At 47.7% G+C, this 23703-nt stretch carries 18 protein-coding genes and 1 pseudogene; 4 read left to right on the top strand and 15 right to left on the bottom strand.

Features of this window, described 5'->3' with window-relative positions; translation table 11 throughout:
* Nucleotides 1-27: 27 nt before the first annotated feature.
* From BM101_RS07095 to BM101_RS07050, 10 genes and pseudogenes are all read right to left on the bottom strand, one after another.
* On the bottom strand, nt 28-849 hold the full coding sequence (locus BM101_RS07095; RefSeq protein WP_177194428.1) for an ABC transporter permease subunit: 822 nt from the start codon (nt 847-849) through the stop codon (nt 28-30).
* Nucleotides 842-1732: an ABC transporter ATP-binding protein gene (locus tag BM101_RS07090; protein WP_087034054.1), complete on the bottom strand. Its 891-nt coding sequence runs from the start codon at nt 1730-1732 to the stop codon at nt 842-844. The genes BM101_RS07095 and BM101_RS07090 overlap by 8 nt, the downstream gene beginning before the upstream one ends.
* A gap of 587 nt (nt 1733-2319) precedes the next feature.
* The gene (locus tag BM101_RS07085) at nt 2320-3531 is read right to left on the bottom strand and encodes an LL-diaminopimelate aminotransferase (protein ID WP_087034053.1); all 1212 of its coding nucleotides are present in this window, start codon (nt 3529-3531) and stop codon (nt 2320-2322) included.
* Nucleotides 3532-4380, bottom strand: coding sequence for a diaminopimelate epimerase (gene dapF / locus BM101_RS07080; protein WP_087034052.1), 849 nt, complete (start codon nt 4378-4380; stop codon nt 3532-3534).
* 261 nt (nt 4381-4641) lie between these two features.
* Nucleotides 4642-5976 carry a type I glutamate--ammonia ligase gene (gene glnA, locus BM101_RS07075; RefSeq protein WP_087034051.1) on the bottom strand — a complete coding sequence of 445 codons (1335 nt, stop codon included), beginning with the start codon at nt 5974-5976 and terminating at the stop codon, nt 4642-4644.
* Nucleotides 5977-6021: 45 nt separating this feature from the next.
* Nucleotides 6022-6405: a MerR family transcriptional regulator gene (locus tag BM101_RS07070; protein ID WP_087034050.1), complete on the bottom strand. Its 384-nt coding sequence runs from the start codon at nt 6403-6405 to the stop codon at nt 6022-6024.
* 412 nt (nt 6406-6817) lie between these two features.
* Entirely contained in the window at nt 6818-8776 is a 1959-nt protein-coding gene (locus BM101_RS07065; protein WP_087034101.1) for a KUP/HAK/KT family potassium transporter, read from the bottom strand.
* A 234-nt stretch (nt 8777-9010) separates the two neighbouring features.
* The gene (locus BM101_RS07060; protein WP_087034049.1) at nt 9011-10465 is read right to left on the bottom strand and encodes an amidase; all 1455 of its coding nucleotides are present in this window, start codon (nt 10463-10465) and stop codon (nt 9011-9013) included.
* A gap of 108 nt (nt 10466-10573) precedes the next feature.
* Nucleotides 10574-10723 (bottom strand): annotated as a pseudogene (locus tag BM101_RS07055) (nitroreductase family protein); the annotation flags it as partial.
* 182 nt (nt 10724-10905) lie between these two features.
* Nucleotides 10906-11451, bottom strand: a complete 546-nt coding sequence (locus tag BM101_RS07050; RefSeq protein ID WP_256212158.1) for an RNA-guided endonuclease InsQ/TnpB family protein — start codon at nt 11449-11451, stop codon at nt 10906-10908.
* A gap of 275 nt (nt 11452-11726) precedes the next feature.
* Here BM101_RS07050 and BM101_RS07045 point away from each other — a divergent pair, with 275 nt between their 5' ends.
* Together BM101_RS07045 and BM101_RS07040 are read left to right on the top strand one after the other, a co-directional pair.
* The gene (locus BM101_RS07045) at nt 11727-12599 is read left to right on the top strand and encodes a cation diffusion facilitator family transporter (RefSeq protein ID WP_177194427.1); all 873 of its coding nucleotides are present in this window, start codon (nt 11727-11729) and stop codon (nt 12597-12599) included.
* Nucleotides 12600-12745: 146 nt separating this feature from the next.
* The gene (locus tag BM101_RS07040) at nt 12746-14086 is read left to right on the top strand and encodes an APC family permease (protein WP_087034047.1); all 1341 of its coding nucleotides are present in this window, start codon (nt 12746-12748) and stop codon (nt 14084-14086) included.
* Nucleotides 14087-14155: 69 nt separating this feature from the next.
* On the opposite strand, the gene BM101_RS07035 is transcribed toward BM101_RS07040, so the two are convergent.
* Complete coding sequence (locus tag BM101_RS07035; RefSeq protein ID WP_177194426.1) at nt 14156-15412, bottom strand: MFS transporter; 1257 nt, start codon at nt 15410-15412, stop codon at nt 14156-14158.
* 119 nt (nt 15413-15531) lie between these two features.
* Here BM101_RS07035 and BM101_RS07030 point away from each other — a divergent pair, with 119 nt between their 5' ends.
* Nucleotides 15532-16113, top strand: a complete 582-nt coding sequence (locus tag BM101_RS07030) for a TetR/AcrR family transcriptional regulator (RefSeq protein ID WP_087034045.1) — start codon at nt 15532-15534, stop codon at nt 16111-16113.
* A 161-nt stretch (nt 16114-16274) separates the two neighbouring features.
* On the opposite strand, the gene BM101_RS07025 is transcribed toward BM101_RS07030, so the two are convergent.
* The gene (locus BM101_RS07025) at nt 16275-17633 is read right to left on the bottom strand and encodes a PFL family protein (protein WP_087034044.1); all 1359 of its coding nucleotides are present in this window, start codon (nt 17631-17633) and stop codon (nt 16275-16277) included.
* A 14-nt stretch (nt 17634-17647) separates the two neighbouring features.
* Nucleotides 17648-17917 carry an ACT domain-containing protein gene (locus tag BM101_RS07020; protein ID WP_087034043.1) on the bottom strand — a complete coding sequence of 90 codons (270 nt, stop codon included), beginning with the start codon at nt 17915-17917 and terminating at the stop codon, nt 17648-17650.
* Between the two features lie 285 nt (nt 17918-18202).
* On the opposite strand from BM101_RS07020, the gene BM101_RS07015 reads away from it, so the two are divergent.
* Nucleotides 18203-19081 carry a fumarylacetoacetate hydrolase family protein gene (locus BM101_RS07015; protein ID WP_087034042.1) on the top strand — a complete coding sequence of 293 codons (879 nt, stop codon included), beginning with the start codon at nt 18203-18205 and terminating at the stop codon, nt 19079-19081.
* Between the two features lie 215 nt (nt 19082-19296).
* Here the strand turns inward: BM101_RS07015 and carB are convergent, their stop codons facing one another.
* Together carB and BM101_RS07005 are read right to left on the bottom strand one after the other, a co-directional pair.
* Nucleotides 19297-22488, bottom strand: coding sequence for a carbamoyl-phosphate synthase large subunit (gene carB, locus BM101_RS07010; protein ID WP_087034041.1), 3192 nt, complete (start codon nt 22486-22488; stop codon nt 19297-19299).
* 21 nt (nt 22489-22509) lie between these two features.
* Nucleotides 22510-23700, bottom strand: coding sequence for an acetylornithine transaminase (locus BM101_RS07005; protein WP_087034040.1), 1191 nt, complete (start codon nt 23698-23700; stop codon nt 22510-22512).
* Nucleotides 23701-23703 lie beyond the last annotated feature (3 nt).

Genomic DNA, 23703 nt, shown 5'->3' with positions numbered 1-23703 from the left:
TTTCATTATAGCCTTAAAATGGGCGCCTCACACTTGAATGCGCAAATCTTTGCGCCGATAGATCGAGTGGCTTAGCCCCAAGGAAAGCAAACTTCCCGCTATGCAGATCAAAATATATTCCCAGCGGATGCCTTCCTCCAGGACAGTCGCCGGCAATGCGTAATCCACCGGTGAAAAGAAGCGGAGAAATTCATAGTCCGTCACCAATTTCGCAAGCAAGCCGATTGCGTAAGTGCCGAAAACCAAAACCAGCCCGACACCGCTGGCGGAACGGCTGCTGGCGATGACTGTCGAGAACAGGAATCCCACCGAATAATAGAACCACAAAATAATGAACTCCGTCCCGAAAATCAGCGAAACATCAGGCAAAACCGAAATAAAATCGACACCGTTCTCTTTGAACAGATAGATGAATGTCAGCGCGGCACCGTATACAACCGCCCAGAAAATGAGCAGCAACACCAGGTTTGCGATGTATTTACTCGTGACGATCGCCGCTCTGCTGATCGGCTGGGCATACAGATACTCGATGGTCCCATTCGTTTCTTCCTTGATCAATGCCTGCGCGCCTTTCATGACCGCAAAGATGCAGGACGCCAGGAAAACATATTGAAAGATATAAGCAAAGTAACCCGTAACCGTGAGCAGACTGGCGCCGTTCGTCAACGCAAAGGCTTCCAGCAGTTCCGGCGGCATGGCTTCCAGCTTCGAGTTCACGATGTCAGTCATACCTTGATTCTGCATCAGCGGGAAAAACGCCATGAACAGGCCAAGAATCACGACTACAAAGAACAGCCAGACCAGCAGCCCGCCGCGTTCCTGCTTCCATTCCAATTTAATGCTATTCATGAAGCTCACCTCCGTCGTACAGTGATAAGAATTTCTCCTCCAGATTTTGGTTGCGGATTTCGACATCATCGATCTCCAGGAAAGAAAGGTCCGTCAACAACTGCTTCACGCTGTCCTGGTACAACAAAGAAACGTCGGTATCCGTCCTTGACAGAACACGGTACCCTTTCGCCTGCAACGCCTCCACCTGAAGCGCCGCCCCGGTCAGCTTCACCACTTTCGCAGGCGTATGCCCGGTCTCCATCTCTTCCACAGAAAGGATCTTGCCGCTGCGGATGAAGGCGGTACGGGTGCAGAATGACTCCACTTCATGCAGGTTATGCGTTGAAAGGAAAATGGTGGTACCCTCATCGTGATGATAGCTCAGCTCTTCGAATAAACGATGCTGCATCAACGGGTCTAAGCCACTGGTCGGCTCATCCAAAATCAGCACTTCCGGATCAAAAATCAGGCTGTTTACGATGGCCACTTTTTTGCGGTTCCCCAGCGACAGCTCCTTCATTTTCTTTTTCGGCTCCAATTCGAAGCGTTCCACATAATAGGCCATCATCTCTTTCAGATTATGGATGCCATGGAACTTCCCGGTCATTTTCAAAATCTCTTCGACGGTCACATTGTTGTAATAGTGCACATCGCTTGGCACATAGCCGATGATGCGCTTCAAACTTTCGGAATCCTTCTGGGCATCCAAACCATAAATTTCGGCGATTCCCTTCGTCGGTTTGATGAAATCAAGCAGACATTTAATCGTTGTTGATTTACCCGCACCATTCGGTCCGATGAAACCAAATATTTCACCTTGTCCGACAGTAAGATTGATATTATCCAAGGCAACATTCTTTTTGTATTTTTTCGTCAAGCCCTCTATTACGATTGCTTCCATTGTAATCCCTCCTTAAAAAAAGATAGATTCTTCACTCCCCATTATACGTTTTCTTTTGGAAAGAACCTAGGGATAGCTGAAAAGATTTGGCGTTTGCCGGACGATGGAACAAGAAAAGCGGGACAAGCCCGCTATGCCTCGACAGAAATAATAAGGAAGCAACGCTCCTTGCACTGGTAGTCTAAGGAATGAATTCCTAAGACTACTGTGCATTTGAGCATCGCAGAGCGCAATTGCTGAGAGATTTCTAAATTCAATCACCGTGACCGTGCCGGCCAGGTACTCAAACGTCACAGTGCGACGTCTGAGGTGCTTCTTTGAAGCTTCTTTAGATAGCGAAGATGGCAAGAACTCATGCCTTGTCGAACAGTATGTCTTGGCTCATAGAGCCCAGAGGTTCCTTCATCTTTCATTTCCGAGAGGCAGGCTTGGACCGCTGGACATCATTTGATGGCGTGAAACAGATTAGGAACCTGTGAAACACTTGCAATGATACGCTTCTTATATATATTTTATAGTTTCCTAGTCGTCAAAAAAAGACTTGAAGATTGCCCGGCAAGCGCCGAGCTGCTTCAAGTCCTGTTCTGCTATTTTGTGATGCGTTGCATTGCTTCCTGTACGGATTCATAGTTTCCGAATGCCGAGAAGCGGACATAGCCTTCGCCGCTTGGCCCAAAACCGGAACCAGGTGTCACGACGATGTTCTTTTCTTCCAAAAGGAAATCGAAGAATGCCCATGACGTCATCCCTTTCGGCGTTTTAGCCCATACATAAGGAGCGTTTACCCCGCCGAACACTTCGTACCCAGCCTCCGTCAAGTATTCCCGGATGGTTTTTGCATTGCGCAAGTAGTAAGCGATTTGCTCTTTCACTTGTTTTTTGCCTTCTTCCGAGTAAACGGCTTCCCCGGCACGGGAAACGATGTAAGGGGCGCCGTTGAATTTTGTGCCGTGGCGTCTTGCCCATAGATCCCGCAAGGCAACCCCTTCACGTACCAATTCTTTCGGAACAACCATGTAACCCAGACGCAGACCGGTGAACCCGGCGGTCTTCGAAAAGCTTCTGACTTCGATGGCGCATGTTCTGGCCCCTTCGATCTCATAAATGGAATGCGGGATCTCTTCTTCCGTGATGAAGGCTTCATAGGCCGAATCATAGATGATGACTGCATCCTCTTTGTTCGCGTAGTCAACCCATTCCTGCAGGGCTTCCTTCGTCAAAGTAGTCCCGGTTGGGTTGTTCGGATAGCACAAGTAGATCAAATCGACATGTGTTGTCGGTAAAGAAGGGATAAAATCATTTTCGCTCGTCGCCGACAGATAGGTAAGGTCGCTCCACGTTTCCGTTTCGGCATTGTAGGTGCCGGTACGTCCGCTCATGACGTTGCTGTCCACGTAGACAGGGTAGACAGGATCGCCGACGGCAACTTTGTTGTCCCGTCCGAAGATTTCTTGGATATTCGCCACATCGCCTTTTGCTCCATCCGAAATGAAAACTTCATCCAATTCGACATGTGCGCCTCTCGCTTCGTAATCATGCGCAACGATTTTTTCGCGTAAAAAGGTATAACCCAAATCAGGTGCGTACCCATGGAACGTTTCCATGCTGGATTGTTCATCCACCGCTTTATGCAATGCCTCTATGACAGCCGGTACCAAGGGTTGCGTCACATCGCCGATCCCCATCCGGATAATCTTCGCTTCTGGATGCTCCGTTTGATAAGCTGCCACCTTTTTTGCGATGGTAGAAAACAGATAACTCCCTTGTAAGTCTAAATAATCATGATTTACTGTAACCATTTATACAATCACTCCTTCAATATGTATCGTTCCTTCAAACACTGTCGTGGCGGGTCCGGATAGATAAACCATTCCCGTTTCTTCATCCCATTCCACCAATAAATCCCCACCCAGCAGCTTCACGGTCACTTTTCTGCCGGCATGGCCATTCAGATGGGCGGCGACTGCAGCCGCACAAGCACCCGTTCCGCAAGCCAACGTTTCGCCGGAACCTCTTTCCCACACGCGCATCTCAATGGTTTCTTCATCGATGATGCGGATAAATTCCGTATTTACCCGTTGCGGAAAGACTTCGTGATGTTCGAAGAACGGTCCGATTTTTTCGATCGCGATTCCTTTGGTGTCATCGACAAAAGTGACGATATGCGGGTTCCCCATCGAAACAGCCGTCACTTGGTAGATTTGCCCATTCACTTCCAACGGTTGGTTGATGCATTCTTCCGTGGGCCAGATCATCGGGATTTCTTTCGTTTTTAAGATGGGCATCCCCATATCAACACGGGCACCTATGATTTCGTTGCCCTCTTTTTTCAATTCAATGGTCTTGATGCCGCTTTTTGTCTCGACTGTCAGCGTCAGCTTATCCGTCAGCCCTTTGTCGTAAACGAATTTTGAGAAACAACGGATGCCGTTTCCGCACATCGCGCCTTCCGAACCATCCGCATTGTACATCCGCATCATAAAGTCTGCTTTATCGGAGGGACGGATCAAAATCAAGCCGTCAGACCCAATGCCAAAATGGCGATCACTTACAAATTTAGCTACGGCCGCTGGATCGCTGATTTTTTCATCCAAATCATTCACATAAACATAGTCGTTGCCTATTCCATGCATCTTTGTAAAATCCATTTTGACCCCTCTTTTTATTCATCAAATTTTAATACTAATCCATTATAAATGAATTCCTTGCGTTAAGCGAAGGTTTTAACCTAAAAAAGATGAACAAAACGTCGGTCTGTCTTTCTGAAAGTTCCAGGGAACAGAAAAAAGGACTGAGACTCCCGTCTCAGCCCCTCTGTTTTCTGCGAACGTTACTGCTTAAACGTGTTCTAAAAGGCAGCGCCACTGTACAGGCAATAGGCAGCTAACCGACTTTTATCGCACTCTTTCTTAATACATGTTCAAGTATTGTTCTCTTTCCCATTCCGTTACTTGTTGGTTGTAAGACATCACTTCGATTTCTTTCGATTCGATGAAGTTGTTGCTGATGTGGTCGCCCAATGCGTCAAACATCATTTGGTCTTTAGCAAAGTCCTCAAGTGCTTCATGTAACGATGTAGGCAAGTCTAAAATGCCGTTTTCGTGACGATCTTCAGCTGTCATTTGGTAGATGTTGCGGTTGATTGGAGCTGGAGCTTCCAATTTGTTTTTCACGCCGTCAAGACCTGCAGCCAATAAAGCAGCCAAAGCTAAATATGGGTTTGCAGCTGGGTCAACACTACGTAATTCAACACGAGTGGACATGCCGCGTGATTCCGGGATACGGATTAATGGTGAACGGTTTTTTCCGCTCCATGCGATGTATACAGGCGCTTCGTAGCCGGGCACCAAACGTTTGTATGAGTTAACGATCGGGTTGCAGACCGCTGTATATCCGCGCGCATGTTTGATCAGACCCGCGATGAATTGGTAAGCTGTCGCGCTTAATTGACGTTCATCTTCTTTGTCGTAGAAAGCATTGCCGTTTTCGTTGAACAATGACATATTGAAATGCATACCGGAACCGTTGATGCCGAATACTGGTTTAGGCATGAACGTTGCATGCAAGCCATGTTTACGGGCAACCGTTTTAACGATCAATTTGAACGTTTGGATGTTGTCGCAAGCTTCTACAGCGTTTGCGTATTTCCAGTCGATTTCGTGTTGTCCTGGTGCAACTTCATGGTGGCTTGCTTCGATTTCAAAGCCTAAAGCTTCCAATTCCAATACGATATCACGACGGCAGTTTTCGCCTAAGTCAGTCGGTGCTAAGTCGAAGTATCCGCCTTGGTCGTTCAAGTCAACTGTTGGTTGGCCTTTTTCATCCAATTTGAACAGGAAGAATTCTGGTTCTGGTCCTAAGTTGAACTTTGTGAAGCCTAATTTTTCCATTTCCACAAGCGCGCGTTTTAGGTTGTTGCGAGGGTCGCCAGCAAATGGTGTGCCATCTGGCATATAAATGTCGCAGATTAAACGAGCGACTTTTCCTTGCTCCGTGCCCCAAGGGAAAACTAACCATGTATCAAAATCGGGATATAAATACATGTCGCTTTCTTCAATACGTACAAATCCTTCGATGGAAGAACCGTCGAACATCATTTTATTTTCCAAAACTTTATCTAATTGGCTGATAGGAACTTCCACGTTTTTGATGGTTCCTAAAATATCAGTGAACATTAGTCGTAAGTAACGAACATTTTGTTGTTTTGCTGATGCGATGATTTCTTCTTTAGTAAATTTTGCCATATGGAATCCCTCTTTCTAACCTATGTTTTTATATTTTTTTGTTTTTTATATTCTTCCCCAAGGTTTGTTGGAATCCCCAGAGTTAAATCCGCTTGCGTTCAGTATTTCTTTGTACAAGATTCGTCGCACATCTTCGTCCGTCAGATTTTTCTGACTTTTTTCGAGTGCCTTCTCTTGTTCTTTTCTTTCTGTGCTGTACATCCGTTTGATTGCTGTAATATTCAATCCTTCTGCCAGATAATCTTTCACTTCCAGCAAACGATCGACATCATTCAATGAAAACATTCTGCGATTGGTGTCTGTACGTTTAGGATGGACGAGTTCTTGCTCTTCATAATACCGAATTTGTCTTGCAGTCAGATCTGTCAACTGCATGACTGTTCCAATGGTAAAAACCGCCATCGAACGCCGTAATTCCTTTTCTTTCATACCAACCCCTCCATCGAATTTTATGAGATGATAAACATACAAATGTATATTTCATTTCCAAGGATTTGGGTCTCTTGAAAAAAGGGTATCTCTTCTTAATCATTAGTTGAATCAGTAGTATTTAATTGATTTAATACAACAAGAATAAACCTCTTTTTCCTCTTAGTCAACGCAATAATTACATCGAATGTAAGTTTTTCTGACATCCCTTTAAAAGCTTGTGAGAATAACATTTCCAAGGCACATTATCTCCCCTTAAGATACCTGATTTCCTCACATATCAAAAATAATAGCCTAATTTCATTTTATTTTTTTTTGGTTTTTTTGAGTCTTCGGTACGCCCTCGCCGGCCGCACAAAAAAAGGAGAGCCCTGGCAAATGCCCTGACTCTCCTCTTATTCGGATAAACTGTTTAATCCACTCTGGTAAGATGGTTTGCTTTTCTTACCTTCAGGAACAACGGAACCTGTTCAATGATTAAGTTTGTATTTTCCAGCCCAAACCATTTAGCCGGTGATCCCGTCAATGTTTTAATATTATATTTTGTGCTCATGATGAGGCGCTCAAAGATAGTGAGGTTGCTCTCTGGTGAAATGGCCTTGCGGATCAATACAAAACAGAAATCGCCGATCTCTTTTTCTTGATAGATCGTATACGCTTGTCTTTGCGGTTTGATTCTTCCCTCTTCCATCATTTCTTGAATGATTTGGCGCAAGTAGATATTGATGCGTTGCTCTATTTTAAAGCCTAACCGCAGTTGAACCTTAAAGCAGAAATCCGTGCCGTAATCGACCACCTTATATTCCTGCGTATAAGGCTGATCCGTGACGGCTACGTTAATGAACCAATACACGTCCGCCCTCTTTGGCCGTTTATCCAAAATGGAGTAGAGAATATCACGGTCAACAGAACCGGGATTTTGATTGCTCGTCAGGAAGACCAGATTGTTTGCAAAAACAGGCAGCGAATCATCTTCTTTTAATTTTCTGAATTGGTTAATAAAATCCGACATCGGATATTCGAACCGCTGCCAATTTTCGATCTTATTCCCTTTATACCAAACGAACATGACGATGAAAAGAAGGAAGGCCAGCAGCGCGGCGACATAACCCCCGTGGGAGAATTTCGTTGCGCTTGAGACAAAGAAGGTTGTTTCCAATGTTCCGAAGAACACAAACATGAACAACGAAAGGGCGAAACGAACGTTCTTCATCCGTAAAAACTCAAACAACAAAATCGTGGTCATCAGCATGGTGACCGTGATGGCCAACCCATAGGCTGCTTCCATCCGGCTCGATGTTCTGAAATAGAGGACGACCCCCAAACAAGCTAGCCAGAGAATATTATTCACCAAAGGAATATACATTTGCCCTTTTGTCTGGGAAGGATATTGGATTTTCAAATGCGGCAGCAAATTCAGGCTGATTGCTTCCGAGACGAGCGTATACGAGCCGGTAATGAGCGCTTGCGAAGCGATGATAGCAGCCATCGTACTCAAGAGAACCGCGAAAAGACGCAACCAGCTCGGCATCATTTCAAAAAATGGGTTGAAGTCCTCTATGTGGAGAAGTGCGGCATTTGAATTTGCATGCATCAGCCATGCACCTTGGCCTAAATAGTTCAGCAAGAGTGTTATTTTTACAAAGGGCCAGCTGCCGTAAATGTTCTTCCTGCCGACATGCCCCATGTCCGAGTACAATGCTTCTGCCCCTGTTGTAGCCAGGAAGACGCTTCCCAAGATCATAAAGCCGGCATTATTCTGTTCGCTGAACAGCAAATTTATGCCCCGCATGGGGTTAAATGCCAATAACACAATCGGATTACTGAACACTTGCCACAATCCCAGTAAGCCGATAAAACTAAACCATAGCGCCATGATGGGTCCAAAAGCTTTTCCTATTGCTTTGGTTCCGAGACGTTGGATAATGAACAAGGCTGAAATAATCGTCAGCGTTATCGCCAATATTGCCCCTTGGCCTTCACCTAAAAGCCCGTCGAAAACCGGGATGCTCCGCAGCCCTTCGACAGCCGACGTAACCGTAACTGCAGGCGTTAAGATGCCATCGGCCAACAAGGCAGCCCCCCCTATCATAGCTGGAATAATCAGCCATTTTGCGCGTCTATGGACAAGAGCATAGAGTGAAAAGATCCCGCCCTCGCCATGGTTATCGGCCTGCATGGCAACCATCACATATTTGATCGTGGTCAGCAGGGTGACCGTCCATATCACTAATGACAACGCTCCGATGATAAAGGAGTCCGACAATGATGCCAGTCCGCCGTTCCCTGCGACGATCGCTTTCATGACGTAGAGTGGCGATGTTCCTATATCCCCGTAAACGACACCCAACGCCACGAAAATCGCAGCCATGCTCAGAGGAATCTGCGGATGTTTTTCCTTTTGCGTTTCCAATTTTTTCTCCTCCAATGTAGGTATGAATTATCTCTTTCATTTGTAAAAACACCTAATTATAATCCATTTTTCAAAACAGTCAATAGCCTGCATAGGCACAAGATTTTATTCCTTACACACTTGCCATAAAGTGTTCATTTGCCCTGAAGTTGTACAGGATTAGTTTTCAAACAGCAAAAAGGATGCCGGCTCTCATTGGAAGCGCTCATTTTCTTCCATAACCGCGGCAATATCCAGCAGCCAATCCTCTTTGCCTTTGGGAGCCGTGAATTGCACGCCGATCGGCAGCCCTGCCGCTGTCAGATACACCGGCAGGCTGATGGCAGGCTGCCCGGTCAAGTTAGCCTGTTGCGTAAAGGGGGTCACTCCTAGGCTCTCTTCAAACATCTTCCAGACGATTTCTTTCCTTTCCTCAGCAGTTGCGCTGTCGGATCTGCGCATCCGCTCTCTCAGTTCCTCGCTTTGGAATGCATGATTAATCCGAGGTGCAGCATCCGCGGTGGTCGGCTGCAGCAATAGATCATAGCTATCATGGAATCTGTCCATTTCAGCTGCCGCCTGGTCCCACAGGCCCAGCGCCAACGAATAATCTCCGCCGGAAACCGTCTTGCCGTATTGGTAGATGGCCCAGGATACCAGTTCCATATCGTCGACCGTCAAATCCCTCCCCTGGCCTTTGGCCATGCCCCTCAACATGGCATCCGTTTCGGCCCCGTTCATCGCATAATAGGCTTCCATCAAGTGGATGCCATCAATATCCGGTGTCTTTTCTTCCACCTGGTAACCAAGCGATTCCAAGCAGGATACCGTCTGCATCACGGCCCGCTTCGCGTCTTCGCTGACGACGGATTTCACCGGTGATTCCAGCGAATAGGCGATCCGGAATTTGCGTCGATTGCCGGTATTCAGATTCCGGAAATAGCTGCCGGAAAACAATGGCGTCTGAAAAGGCGCTGCTGCTTGGACTGTCTGCAAGGCATCCAGCATCAGTGCGGTATCCCGGACCGTCTTCGTCAGGGCGAAACTGATGGATGCTCCTTGCCAACCGCGGTAAGAACCCGGCCCCACCGGTGTCCTCCCGCGTGTCGGCTTCAATCCCACCAATCCGGTGAATGACGCCGGAATCCGGATCGAACCGCCGCCGTCACTCGCTGTCGCAATGGCTACCATATCGGAAGCGACGGCAGCCGCCGCTCCGCCACTGGATCCGCCCGGCGAATGGTCTTTGTCGAACGGATTTCTGGCCGGGCCATGGATTGCGGCATCCGTAATGTTCTTGAATCCGAATTCGGGCGTATTGGTCTGGCCGATGACGATGAATCCGGCTCTTTCGACGGCCTCGATGAAGTGGCTGGTGCGGGGGGCGATATGATTCTTCAGCAGCCGCGAGCCCGAAGTAGCCGGTTCTCCCGCTAAATCTTGCCCCAGATCCTTTATCAGGATCGGCACCCCTCCGAATAAAGTGTCCCGATAGTCTCTCGTTTTGGCTTCCGCCAACGCTTTTTCTCTGCGTGTGTGCACGACGGCATTGTACAGGGGATTTACTTTTTCTATTTTTCGGAAAGCATCAACAATCAATTCCTCTGAGGATGCCTTTTTTTCTTTCAACAGCCCTGCATAGTAAAGCGCATCCTTTTGGCGATCCATAAAAATCCTCCTCTTCTTGTTTGTTACTTCTATTGTAGATTCGACAACAAAAAAAGGCAACGAACAGCTATCTGTTCGTCCCCTTTTGAATTTTTTTATTGCTTATGATTAGTTAAATACGCGGAAACGGGCTTCGTCATCCATGTATCCTTTTTCCCCTGCGGCTCCTTCGATAGAACCGAATGGCATTTGACCGCGCAATTTCCAGCTTTCAGGCAAATGCCATTCCGCTGCTACAGCTGCATCGATCAATGGATTTTGACACTCCCACGGCTAAAGCCGCAAGTCCCACACCTTACGGTGTCAGGATGGGATTCTTGAATACCTTAGCGAACGCAGGCCATTTCTGTTTTGTTCAAGCTTCAAGTTTAGGGTGTGCCATCACCCCTCCCAAGGCAGGTCTCTTAGACCCTTGGGCACCCAAACTGTTATCATCTGGGTTAGATTGTTCTGGCGATGTTCAGGGCGCCGACCCTGTCGCGGTGGGAATGATACCCGCAGCCGCAGTTATAGTTCCGGTCTTTCACTTTGTTGCGCTCCCCGCACGTTGGGCAGGTTTGGGACGTGTATTCGGGATTGATGTAGACTACCTTTATCCCGAGTTCGCGTGCCTTGTATTCGATGAAGGAAGACAGTTCGTGGAAGGTCCAGCTATGCAGGTTCGCTTTGTTTTTTCCTCTTAGCCTTGAGGTCCGACGGATGCCGGAAAGCTTTTCCAGATGGATGGTACCGCAGCCGTTTTCAGCCGCGAACGTGATGATCTGTCTGGAAAGCTTGTGATTGATGTCCCGCATGATTCTGGATTCCTTGTCATTGATATTCCTGATTGCGGTGAGCTTTTTCTTTTTACCCAAGTCGCGACGAAGTTGTTTATATTTCCTCCGCAGGCATTTGTTTTGTCGGCCGTTGCCAAAGAATTGGGTCTTCCCGCTGGAGGCGACTACGCCGACAGCCGGGCAAAGGATGCCCAAATCCACGCCTAGAATCCCTTCGCCGACAAATCCCTCCGATTGACATATTCTTAATTCGAAATAAAGTCATTATATCAGCTTATTTTTAATAAGTAAACAACCCGCTTAAAATTTATTTTTTTGATGACAGCCTGAAAGGAATGTAGTAAAATCCTTCTATTGCCTTTTTTAGCGGTCCTTGCAAGATGAGTGCTATAATGATGGAAAGTGCTGCTCATCATAGCTTGCGCGGATGGGATTGCCATTGGAATAAGGCTGACTATTTCATAACAAGATGGGAAGATGCAATCATGAACGAACGATATAAAGATTTACTAATGGCGGAACAAGGTGCGCGTCTCAGCATGGTGGTGTACATCATCCTCTCGTTTGCAAAGCTGTTTATCGGTAACACCTTCGGCTCTGCCTCCCTTAGCGCAGATGGATTGAATAACTTCACGGATGTGATCTCTTCCGTCGCCATATTGATCGGCCTGCGCATAGCCCGCCGTCCGGCCGACGAAGATCACCCTTATGGACACTGGAAAGCGGAAACGATCGCCAGTCTCTCGACATCTTTCATCATGTTGGTTGTCGGCTTGCAAGTCCTGTTTTCCAGCGCTTCCAAATTGACGGCCGGCGAAACGGCTGCTCCGGATGTGGTGACCGGGGTGACCGCCTTCTTTGCGGGCATCATCATGATGGCTGTTTACGTCTATAATAATCGGCTTGCGAACCGCATCAACAGCAGCGGCCTATCTGCTGGGGCAAAAGATAATCTGAGCGATGCTTTGACCAGTTTTGCCGCAGCCATCGCCATTTTCGGTTCCATCATCGGAGTCTATTGGCTGGATGGCGTCATGGCTGTCATCGTGGGGATCATCATCATCAAAACAGCAATCGACATTTTCCGCGAAAGCGCCTTTTCGCTATCCGATGGTTTTGAAACGCACAACCTGGCGGAATATCGCGAGGCCATTTTATCCATTCCGGATGTGGAACAAGTTGCGACAATCATGGCGCGCAGCTACGGTGCGAACGTTTATGTGGATGTCACTATCTTATTGGATGCTTCCTTGACGGTTTTGCGCAGCCATGAAATTACGGAAGCAGTCGAAGAGAAACTGCGGGCTGATTTCAATATTTTTGAAACGGATGTCCATGTGGAACCTTTGGACCACTGATATTCATAGGATTAAAGGAAATTAGATGTTATAATAGCAGACGGAATTGCAAGGATCATTTTTGATGGGAACGTATAGCTCATCAAAACGTTCTCTTTCTGTCTGTTATATTTTTTTGAAAAATTTTTTTATTAGGAGCACTTACTATGGAAAAAGAAAAACATTACGGCCTATTTACCGCAGTATCCATGATTGTCGGAATCTGCATCGGATCGGGTATATTCTTTAAAGCGGATGATATTTTGGGGGCAACCGGCGGGAATGTTGTTTTGGGTATCCTGGTCTTTTGTATCGGAGCTTTCAGCATCATCTTCGGAAGCATCACCCTGACTGAGTTAGCCAGCCGAACGGAAAAGACCGGCGGGGTTGTCGCCTACTACGAGGAATTCATTTCACCAAAAGCCGCGAGTGCTTTTGGTTGGTTCCAACTGTTTATTTACTTCCCGACGATTGTAGCTATCGTCAGTTGGGTTTCCGGTATTTATACTTGCATGCTTTTTGGGATTCCAAACACCCTGGAAACGCAAGTGCTCATCGGAACGCTCTATCTCTGCTTTTTCTTTTTGCTGAATTACTTTTCATTGAAGTCGGGCGGCTATTTCCAAAATATCGCCACCATCATGAAGCTGATCCCTTTGATCGGGATTGCCATCGTCGGCATTTTTTGGAGAGAGCCCGCTCCGGTTGTACCGGCAGAATTGGCCGTACCCATAACGAATGTCGGTTGGGGTTGGTTGGCTGCCTTGGCTCCGATGGCCTTCTCCTATGACGGTTGGATCATCGCGACGAGCATTACGCATGAGGTGAAAAACCCGAAACGGACGATGCCGCTGGCTTTGACCATTGGGCCGTTATTGGTTTTAGCTATTTACTTGGCCTACTTTACCGGTCTCGTTTCCATCGTCGGTCCCGAGTATATCCTCGCTATGGGCGATGCGACGACTACAACAGTGGGTACCGCTTTGCTGGGGCCACGTGGCGGCAGCATTATCCTGTCCTTCGTCTTGGTCGCCATTTTAGGCGTGGTCAACGGGGTTACCTTAGGAATCCTGCGTTTGCCGCAAGCATTGGCTGAGAAGAACATGTTGCCGAATAGCGATGCAATCAAAAAAATCGATGCTAAGAGCCAACTATCGCCTGCCTCTGCTAAATTTGCCTTTGCCGTGTCCATTTTTTGGATGGCAGCCCATTACTTCACACAGAAGTCGGGCATCCTTGCCGGTGGCGACATCAGCGAGATTGCGATTGTATTCAGTTATTTGTGCTATGTCGTGCTTTACCTGAAAGTCATCCGTATGAAAAACGAAGGAACGATCACCAATCCCTTCCTTGGATGGATCGCTCCGGTCTTCGGAATCATGGGATCGGCAATCATTTTGGTCGGCGGGATTATATCCAACCCGACTTATGTTCCGATTTTCATCGTGATTTGTCTGTTGGTTTGCTTAATCGGCTACAAATACTACGAGAAAAAAATAGCAGCTTAATGAAAATACCCCGGTTTATCAGAATTTCCTTCTGGTAAACCGGGGTATTTTTCCTATCTATGCAAGTCTCTATTCGCCCTGCTGTGCCGTCTCCGAAACAACATTTGGACCCTTAAATACGAAAACAAAAACGAGCCATGCAGCCAACGTCGAACCGGCTGCAAACAAGGTCGGAAGATTCATGTTGATGGTGGTTAAAAAGGCCGCCAAAATGGGAGGAAGCGCCTGCGCCAGACTGACGATGGACTGATTGATGCCGAGAATTTCGCCTTGCGAGGAACGGTCGGACATACTGGATACAATCGCCGTGCTGTTCGGTTGCGTCAATCCCTGGAAAATCGCAATGAAGGGGATGATTACGTAAATCCAGCCGGCTTGATCAGGAAGCAGCAGGAAGGGAAAGGTAGCCGCCAACAGGATACTTGAAACCGACAGGATTTTCATCGGTGAAAATCTTTTTGACAGCGGCCGTAAAAAGGCGCCCTGTGCCACTGCAATCCAAATACCCATGTAGGCGAATAAATCGCCGATTTGAGATTGATTGAACTGGAATTTCCCTACCAGAAAGACTTGGAAAAACTGCGTGAAAAAATTGAAGCCAACAGTCAGCAAAAAGATGACTGCGAATATGGTTCGCATTTTTTTGATTTCAAAAGCTTTGCGGATGTTCTTGATTCCTGCCAGCGGATCAATGCGTCCGGTTTTTTTATTTTTCAATGTCTCAGGGAACCGTTTAAGGACCATCAGGATATTGATTGCGGTCAACACTGCGGCAAACCAAAAGGGTGTTGCAAAATCGAACCAACTCAAAATGGATGGGTCAGATAATTTCCCGCCTAGGTAGGGTCCGATGACAAAGCCCAAGCCAAAAGCCATACCGATCAAGCCAAAGTTTTTGGCTCTGTTGGAGTCATCGCTGATATCGGCAATGGCAGACTGAGCAATCGAAATATTTCCGCCCGTGAAGCCATCGATTGCACGGCCGATGAACAATAGCCAGATGTTTTGCGTCAGAATCCCGATTGCAATCAACAGATAACCCCCTAACGTCCCTAACAAGGAAGCGAGGAGAATTTTTCTGCGCCCCATACGGTCAGCGAAAGCACCCAGCATCGGCGCGCCAAAAAACTGCATGAGCGGATAAGAAGCAATCAAAAAGCCGTAGATGATGGTTCGCAGCGAAAAGTCGTAGTCTATCGGCAGTAAGCCCGCCATAGGGTTGAGAATGACCGCCGGTAAAATCGGGATGATGATGCCCAGACCTAAAAGATCAATAAAAACAGTAAAAAATATGGGCAGTATGGGCTTCACTTTATCATTTTTCATAAAAACAGCTCCTAACACGAATTCGTGTAACATTACACAGTTATGTGTACTTTCTTTTTGTTATTTTTTATTGTAAACTAATAAAGAAATAAAATCAAGTATAACGAAAGGTGATTGTGATGGAAAATCCTGCAAAATCACGGACAATGAAAAGACGCGATAAGACCCACCATGATATCCTCGCCGTTGCGGCTGAACTCATCTGTGCAAAAGGATCGCTTAGTGTCAGTCTGGAGGAAATCTCATCGCAGGCGGATGTTGCACGAAAAACGGTATACAATCATTTTGAGAATAAAGAAGCGCTCATCAATGAATTGTTCACACCCCTCTGTAATCATGCAAGAGCCTACCTTAACCGCTTTGATCAGGAACAAGCACTCACTCTCGATCACATATGGGACTATTGCCTGGAACTGTGGGAACAAGAGGATTATCACGCCATGATACTCTATCAAGTAAGTCCAGAAGACTACCCAAATCTCTCCGTAATCAAGGATAGCTTCATTTTTATGTTCAAAAAATTGATGGAACGCATTCCGGAATGCAGCAGCCGGTCAGATGAGGAACTCACACAAGTGGCAAATTGCATCTACCTAACCTATTTACCGCTCCTTCAAGTTCTTGAAGAACGAAAAAACTACAAAAAAGCGTTCCGACTGGCAATGACAGGATTGGTCCAAGGAGTTTTATTGACCGACTAAAGATTCTCGTAGTAATCATTTCGAGAAACAAAGAGAGTGAGACAAAAAGCGTTCAGAACCGAATCACTCGAGCGTCTGTTTTTGGAATACGGTTACGATTAATTGTCAGGCAATAAAAGAGAGGCTAGGACATTATTGTCCCAGCCTCTCTTTTATTATGATTAGTTTTTGAATGAATGGATCGGTGCCGGACTGCGTCCGCCACGATTGATGAAGTCAGCAGAGCTTTCCTTGTGGACCGGCATTACAGGAGCGCGTCCCAGTAATCCACCAAATTCAACGAAGTCGCCTACTTCACAGCCGATTGCTGGAATCACGCGCACCGCAGTTGTTTTGTGGTTTTGAACCCCGATTGCAGCTTCGTCAGCGATCATGGCAGCGATTGTCGTTGCAGGAGTATCACCAGGGATGGCGATCATGTCCAACCCTACAGAACAGATGGCAGTCATCGCCAATAACATGTCCAGACTGATTTGGTTTGCTGCCGCAGCATCAATCATACGGTGGTCTTCCGATACAGGAATGAACGAACCCGAAAGTCCGCCGACATGGCTACATGCCATTACGCCACCTTTTTTGACTGCATCATTCAAAACGGCCAAAGCAGCGACTGTTCCGTGCGTACCGACCACACCCAAACCGAATTCTTCAAGGATTTCACCTACCGAGTCACCGATTGCAGGTGTCGGAGCCAAAGCCAAGTCGACGATGCCGAATGGCACGCCCAATTTTTGGGAAGCGATGTTCCCGACCAATTGACCCATGCGGGTAATCTGGAAGGCGGCTTTCTTGATTGTATCGGCAACGATATCCATCGGTTCGCCTTTCACTTTTTCCAAAGCACGTTTGACGACACCAGGGCCTGAAATACCGACGTGGATTTCACAATCAGCTTCTTCCACCCCATGATAAGCGCCTGCCATAAATGGATTATCGCCTACTGAGTTTGCGAATACTACTAATTTCGCACAACCGAATCCATGTTGTTCAGCTGTTTTTTCAGCCGTTGCAAGCACGATTTCACCCATCAATTTCACAGCGTCCATATTGATGCCGGCTTTTGTGGAGCCGATATTGACGGAACTGCAGACTTTTTCCGTCACTGCCAAAGCTTCCGGAATGGATTCGATCAGGATTTTATCGCCCTTGTTGTAGCCCTTTTCGACCAATGCAGAGAATCCGCCGATGAAGTCGACGCCGACTTCTTTTGCGGCTGCATCCAATGTCTTGGCATATTCCACGTAGTCTGTATCATCGCTTGCGCCTGCAATCAATGCAATCGGCGTCACGGAAATACGTTTGTTGGTAATCGGAACACCGTAAGTGTCTTCGATTTCCTGCGCAACTTTCACCAAATTTTTCGCTTTGGTCGTGATTTTGTTGTAGATTCGTTCACGCGCCTTCGCACCATCGCTATCGATGCAGTCCAACAAAGAAATACCCATTGTGATGGTACGGATATCCAAATTGTCCTCTTCGAACATTCGAATGGTATCTAAAATATTATCTGTTCTTAACATTCAAATGCCCCCTCCTAGATGCGATGCATTGCATGGAAAGTATCTTCCGCTTGCAGACGAATCACTAATCCTTGTTCTTCTTCCACTTTCTTCATTGCCGTTTTTACTTCTTTGACAGAGTTTTTTTCTTCATTTAACTCAACCATCAGGATCATGGTGAAATATTCATCCATGATTGTTTGGGAGATGTCCAAAATATTTACTCCTAAACGAGCCAGTTCTGCGGATACACTCGCTACAATTCCAGTGTGGTCTTTACCTGTTACGGTCATGATTGCTCTCATCTTTTTCGCCCCTGCTTCTCTAGTATTTTTATCGTGTCAATTATACCATCTTTTTTAAGTATGAAAATCATATTAGAAATTTATGTTTCCTATTCTATCATATAAAAAAAGAATGACTACTACTTTTTGTGAAATTTATAAAATGCAAACGCTGACTTTAAAAAAATGCGGTCTGAATTTCCGTAGAACCGAAAATTCTGCATGTGAAGCATTTAATCTATCGTTTTTTTTGAATAATTGTTACACTGGACATAAGACATTCATAAAAAACAAGGGGGTTTTCTCATGCAATTGATTCACTTTTCAGAAGACGGAAATAGCCGTATCGGCGTTAAAACAGATCGTGGTATCCTGGACTTGGCAAAGACCGCAAAAGCTTTATCACTGCCTTGCCCTGCCTATATAGACGAACTGGTGAAGGACAAAGAGAAGCTGGCACAAGTGTCGGCCATCTTGGAACAAGCCGATGAACGGACGGATGCATCCTTCTACGTTTCGCCGGAAGATATTACTTTCCTGCCTGTCCTATCCCATCCCGGAAAAATTATTTGTGTCGGCAAGAACTACAAAGCCCATGTAGCCGAAACAAAATCGGAAATCCCCAAAGAACCGGTTATTTTCAGTAAATTCAAGAATGCATTGGCTGCGCATAAGGAACCGATCCCTATTCCGCCCAACGCATCCAAGGTGGATTACGAAGCGGAGCTTGTTGTCGTCATCGGCGCCACCGTTTCCCAAGCGGAACCCGCAGACGCTCTAAAGTATGTAGCAGGCTATACGGTCGGAAATGATGTCTCCGCCCGCGATTGGCAACACCTTTCCAGCCAATGGCTACTGGGGAAAACCGCGGACAAATTTGCGCCGATCGGTCCCATCTTCACAACTGCCGATGAAGTGGATCCAAGTAATCTGGACATCTCCTTGAAGTTGAACGGTGAAGTGCGTCAAAACAGCAACACCAAACATTTTATCTTTGATATCCCCACCATCATTTCCTATGTCTCCAAGCACTTCACCCTGGAGGCCGGCGATATCATCTTCACTGGCACACCGGATGGCGTCATCCTGGGCCACCCAAAAGAAGATCAGGTTTGGTTGAAGGCCGGCGATACGACGGAAATAACGATCGAAGGCTTGGGTACATTGATCAACACATTCAAATAATAGCAAATAAAGGGGTTCGGACAAAAATCCGACCCCCTTCATCATTTCCTAACAATTAATCGTAAACGTGTTCCAAAAAGTAGACCCGACGTCACTTCACGAATAATGCTCAATTGGTCCGCGACCATCCTCCGCTTATTCGCTCCAGTGATTCGGGTCTAAACGCTTTCTGTCACGCTCTCTTTTTTATTCCTAAAATCAATCCTTTGCTTTCACTACTCGTATCCGACCGCAAGCAATTGGAAATGCATCATCTCCATCGCCTGCAACAAAGCCTCCGCCGTATCGAGGGAAGTCAAGCAAGGAATGTTATTGTCCGCCGCTTCCCGTCGGATCAAATACCCCTCTGTCTCATTCGTCTTGCCTGCCGTCATCATGTTGATGACCAAATCGATTTTCCCGTCACGGATGGATTCCAGGGTGTTTTTCCGTTCCGCAACTCCGTTTTGAAGGATCGTTACAGGCAAACCTCTATCCTGCAGGTATTCCCCGGTCCCTTTGGTCGCAACCAGATGATAGCCGACAGCGATCAGACGTTTCGCTAAAGGAAGGACTTCCTGCTTGTCCTTATCCGCGATCGTCAATAAAACCGTCCCATATTCCGGGATGCGCATATTGGTCGCACGGAACGCTTTGTAAAGAGCCTTCGGCAGGCTGACATCCTTCCCGATGATTTCACCGGTCGATTTCATTTCAGGTCCCAACACAGTGTCCACGTCCTTCAGCTTATTGAAGCTGAAGACCGGCATCTTCACGTAGACGCCATCTTTCGGTGCTACCAAGCCCGTTTTGTAGCCTGAATCCTTCAATTTGATGCCCAGGATGCCTTGCATCGCCAAGTTTGCCATCGGGATGCCGGTCACTTTGCTCAGGAACGGAATCGTCCGGCTGGCGCGCGGGTTCACCTCGATGATGTACACTACGCCTTCACTGATGACGAATTGGATGTTCACCAAACCGATGGTGTTGAGCCCTTTGGCCACCCGGATGGTGTAATCCTCGATCGTTTTGATCAATTCCGGCGACAGGTTTTGCGGCGGATAGACGGCGATGGAGTCGCCGGAATGGACGCCCGCCCGTTCGATGTGTTCCATGATGCCGGGGATCAGGACCGTTTCGCCGTCACAGATGGCATCCACTTCCAGCTCTTCCCCGATCAGATAATGGTCGACCAGGACGGGACGTTCCGGGCTTGCCACTACTGCTTCGCGCATATATTTTTCAAGGTCTGCTTGGTTGTAGACGATCTGCATCGCCCGGCCGCCCAACACATAGGAAGGACGGACCAAGACCGGATAGCCGATTTCATTGGCGTTCGCCACGGCTTCTTCCACGTTTACGGCTGTTTTGCCGGGCGCCTGCGGAATGCCCAAGTCGCGCAACAATTGTTCGAACAATTTCCGGTCTTCCGCGCGGTCCAGATCTTCCAGGCTGGTACCCAGGATTTTCACGCCGTACTTCACCAATTTATCGGCCAGGTTGATGGCGGTCTGTCCGCCGAATTGCACGACGACACCCAGCGGCTGTTCCAAGTCGATGATGGCCATGACATCCTCTTCGGTCAATGGCTCAAAGTACAGTTTATCGGAAATGGAGAAGTCGGTCGAAACGGTTTCCGGGTTGTTATTGATGATGATGGCTTCGTAGCCGGCTTCCTGGATCGCCCACACGGCATGGACAGTCGCATAGTCGAACTCCACCCCTTGTCCGATACGGATCGGACCGGAACCCAGAACGATCACTTTTTCGCGGTCGCTTGCGAAGGATTCCTGTTCCATTTCGTAGGTGCTGTAGAAGTACGGCGTCGAAGATTCGAATTCGCCCGCACACGTGTCCACCATTTTGTAGACCGGCACGATGCCGTTCGCTTTCCGCAAAGCGTAGATCTCTTCTGAAGCCACGCCCCAATACTCGGCGATGACTTCGTCGCTGAATCCATATTTCTTGGCCTCGCGCAATACTTCCAGGTTTTGGGCGTTTGCTTTCAAAAGCTGCTCCAATTCCAGAATATGTTTAAATTTATATAGGAAGAAATAGTCGATTTCGCTCCACTCGTGGATCGTTTCCGGGGTCACGCCCTGACGCAGCGCTTCGCCAAGATAGAAGAGGCGTTCATCGCAGGCAACGCGGATGTTCTGTTCGATTTCCTCCAGCGTCACCGTTTTGCTTCTTTCTTTCGGCAAAGCCAGATGGTTCACGCCGTATTCCAAAGAACGGATCGCTTTCAACATGGATTCTTCGAAGGTCCGGCCGATTGCCATCACTTCGCCGGTTGCTTTCATCTGTGTTCCTAGGCTGCGGTCGCCTTTTTCGAATTTATCGAACGGGAAACGCGGAATTTTCGTCACGATGTAGTCCAAGGCGGGCTCGAAGGCCGCATAGGAAGTGCCGGTAACCGGGTTCTTCATTTCGTCCAGCGTCAAGCCGACAGCGATTTTTGCCGCCATTTTCGCGATCGGGTACCCGGTCGCTTTACTTGCCAAAGCCGAGGAACGGCTGACGCGCGGGTTGACCTCGATGATGTAGTAGTCGAAGGAATACGGATCCAGCGCCAGCTGCACATTACAGCCGCCTTCGATTTTCAAGGCGCGGATGATCTGCAGGGATACATCACGCAACAGCTGGTATTCTTTGTCGGACAAGGTCTGGGAAGGCGCCACCACGACGGAGTCGCCGGTATGCACGCCGACCGGGTCGATGTTTTCCATGTTACAGACCACGATGGCATTGTCGTTACTGTCGCGCATCACTTCGTATTCGATTTCCTTGAAGCCGGCAATCGATTTTTCCAGCAGACATTGGGTTACAGGCGAGTAACGCAAGCCGTTCGCGACAGTTTCACGCAACTCTTCTTCATCGTGGCAGATGCCGCCGCCGGTGCCGCCCATCGTAAACGCCGGACGAACGATCAGCGGGTAGCCGATTTCTTTTGCGAATTTCAGTGCTTCTGCAACAGTGTGGATGATGTCGCTTTCCGGAACCGGTTGGTTCAGTTCAGCCATCAATTGTCTGAACAGATCCCGGTCTTCCGCTTGTTGGATGGATGTCAGTTTCGTGCCCAGCAATTCGACGTTGTATTCTTCCAGAACACCAGCCTCGTCCAATTCGACCGCCATGTTCAGCCCCGTCTGGCCGCCCAATGTCGGCAACAGGGCATCCGGACGTTCTTTGCGGATGATATTGGTTATGAACTCCACTGTGAGGGGTTCCATGTATACACTATCCGCAATTTCCGTATCCGTCATGATTGTGGCCGGATTGGAATTGACCAAAATGACCCTGTAGCCTTCTTCTCTCAAGGCTAGGCATGCTTGCGTACCCGCATAGTCGAATTCTGCGGCTTGCCCGATGATGATGGGCCCGGAGCCTATCACTAAAATTGTATGAATGTCTGTACGTTTCGGCATGATTTACCTCCCCTTATTATTTTAAAGCGTCCCTAATACTTCATCCAAAACCGCAACGGCTTGGTCTATTTCTGCAGTGGTTACATTCAACGGAGGCAAGAAACGAAGAACGGTGTCATGTGTGCAATTGATGATGACCCCTTTTTCCATGCATTTCGCAACGATATCGCTGCCCTTCATGGTCAACTCCATCCCAAGCAACAAGCCTTTTCCGCGTACTTCCGTGATAAACGAATATTTCTCTTGCATCGCCAATAGCTTGCCTTGGAAATAGGCGCTCATTTCATTGACGTTTGCGAGGATGTTTTCCTCTTCGATGGCTTGGATGGTAGCCACAGCCGCGGCACAGACCAATGGATTTCCGCCAAAAGTGGAACCGTGGTCGCCCGGGTTGAAATGGGAAGCGACAAAATCTTTTGCCATCAAAGCTCCAATCGGTACGCCATTTCCCAAAGCTTTCGCCAACGTCATGACATCCGGTTCTACGCCGTATGCTTCATAGGCGAAGAGCGTACCGGTGCGACCCATCCCTGTCTGAACTTCATCAAACATCAGCAGGATATCCTTCTCGTCGCATAGCGCACGCACCTGTTGCAGATAAGCGGCATCGCCTGGATAAACGCCGCCTTCCCCTTGGATCGGCTCCAGCAAAATGGCGCAGGTCTTCTCTGAAACCTGTTCAACCAACGCCTGGAAATCATTGAAAGGGACATAGTGGAAGCCTTTCAGGAATGGATCGAAATGCTTGTGGAACTGTTTTTGGCCGGTTGCGGTCAAGGTTGCCACCGTCCGCCCATGGAACGAATTGGTTGCGGTGATGATTTCATAGCAGCCTTCCCCATGCACTTCACGGCCGTATTTGCGCGCTAACTTGATGGCCCCTTCGTTTGCTTCCGCTCCGCTGTTGCCGAAAAAGACTTTGTCCAAAGCCGAGCGCGTGACGAGCAGTTCCGCCAATTGCACTTGCGGTTCGATCCAATACATGTTCGAACAGTGGACCAATTTTGCTGCCTGCTCCGCTATCGCCGCCGTTACTTTCGGATGATTGTGTCCCAACGCGTTTACCGCAATACCCGCCAAAAAGTCCAGATATTTTTTGCCGTCCGCATCGGTCAAATAGCTGCCGTTCCCCTCCGTCATGCAGATGGATCCGCGGTTAAAGGTGTTCATCAAGTAGGCTTGCCCTTTTTCTTTTATCGTTTGATTCGTCATTAT

The sequence above is a fragment of the Trichococcus palustris genome (assembly GCF_900114465.1).
In the GTDB taxonomy this organism is placed as follows: domain Bacteria; phylum Bacillota; class Bacilli; order Lactobacillales; family Aerococcaceae; genus Trichococcus; species Trichococcus palustris.
Note: the sequence above shows the minus strand (reverse complement) of the source record. Positions and strands in the feature narration are given on the sequence as shown.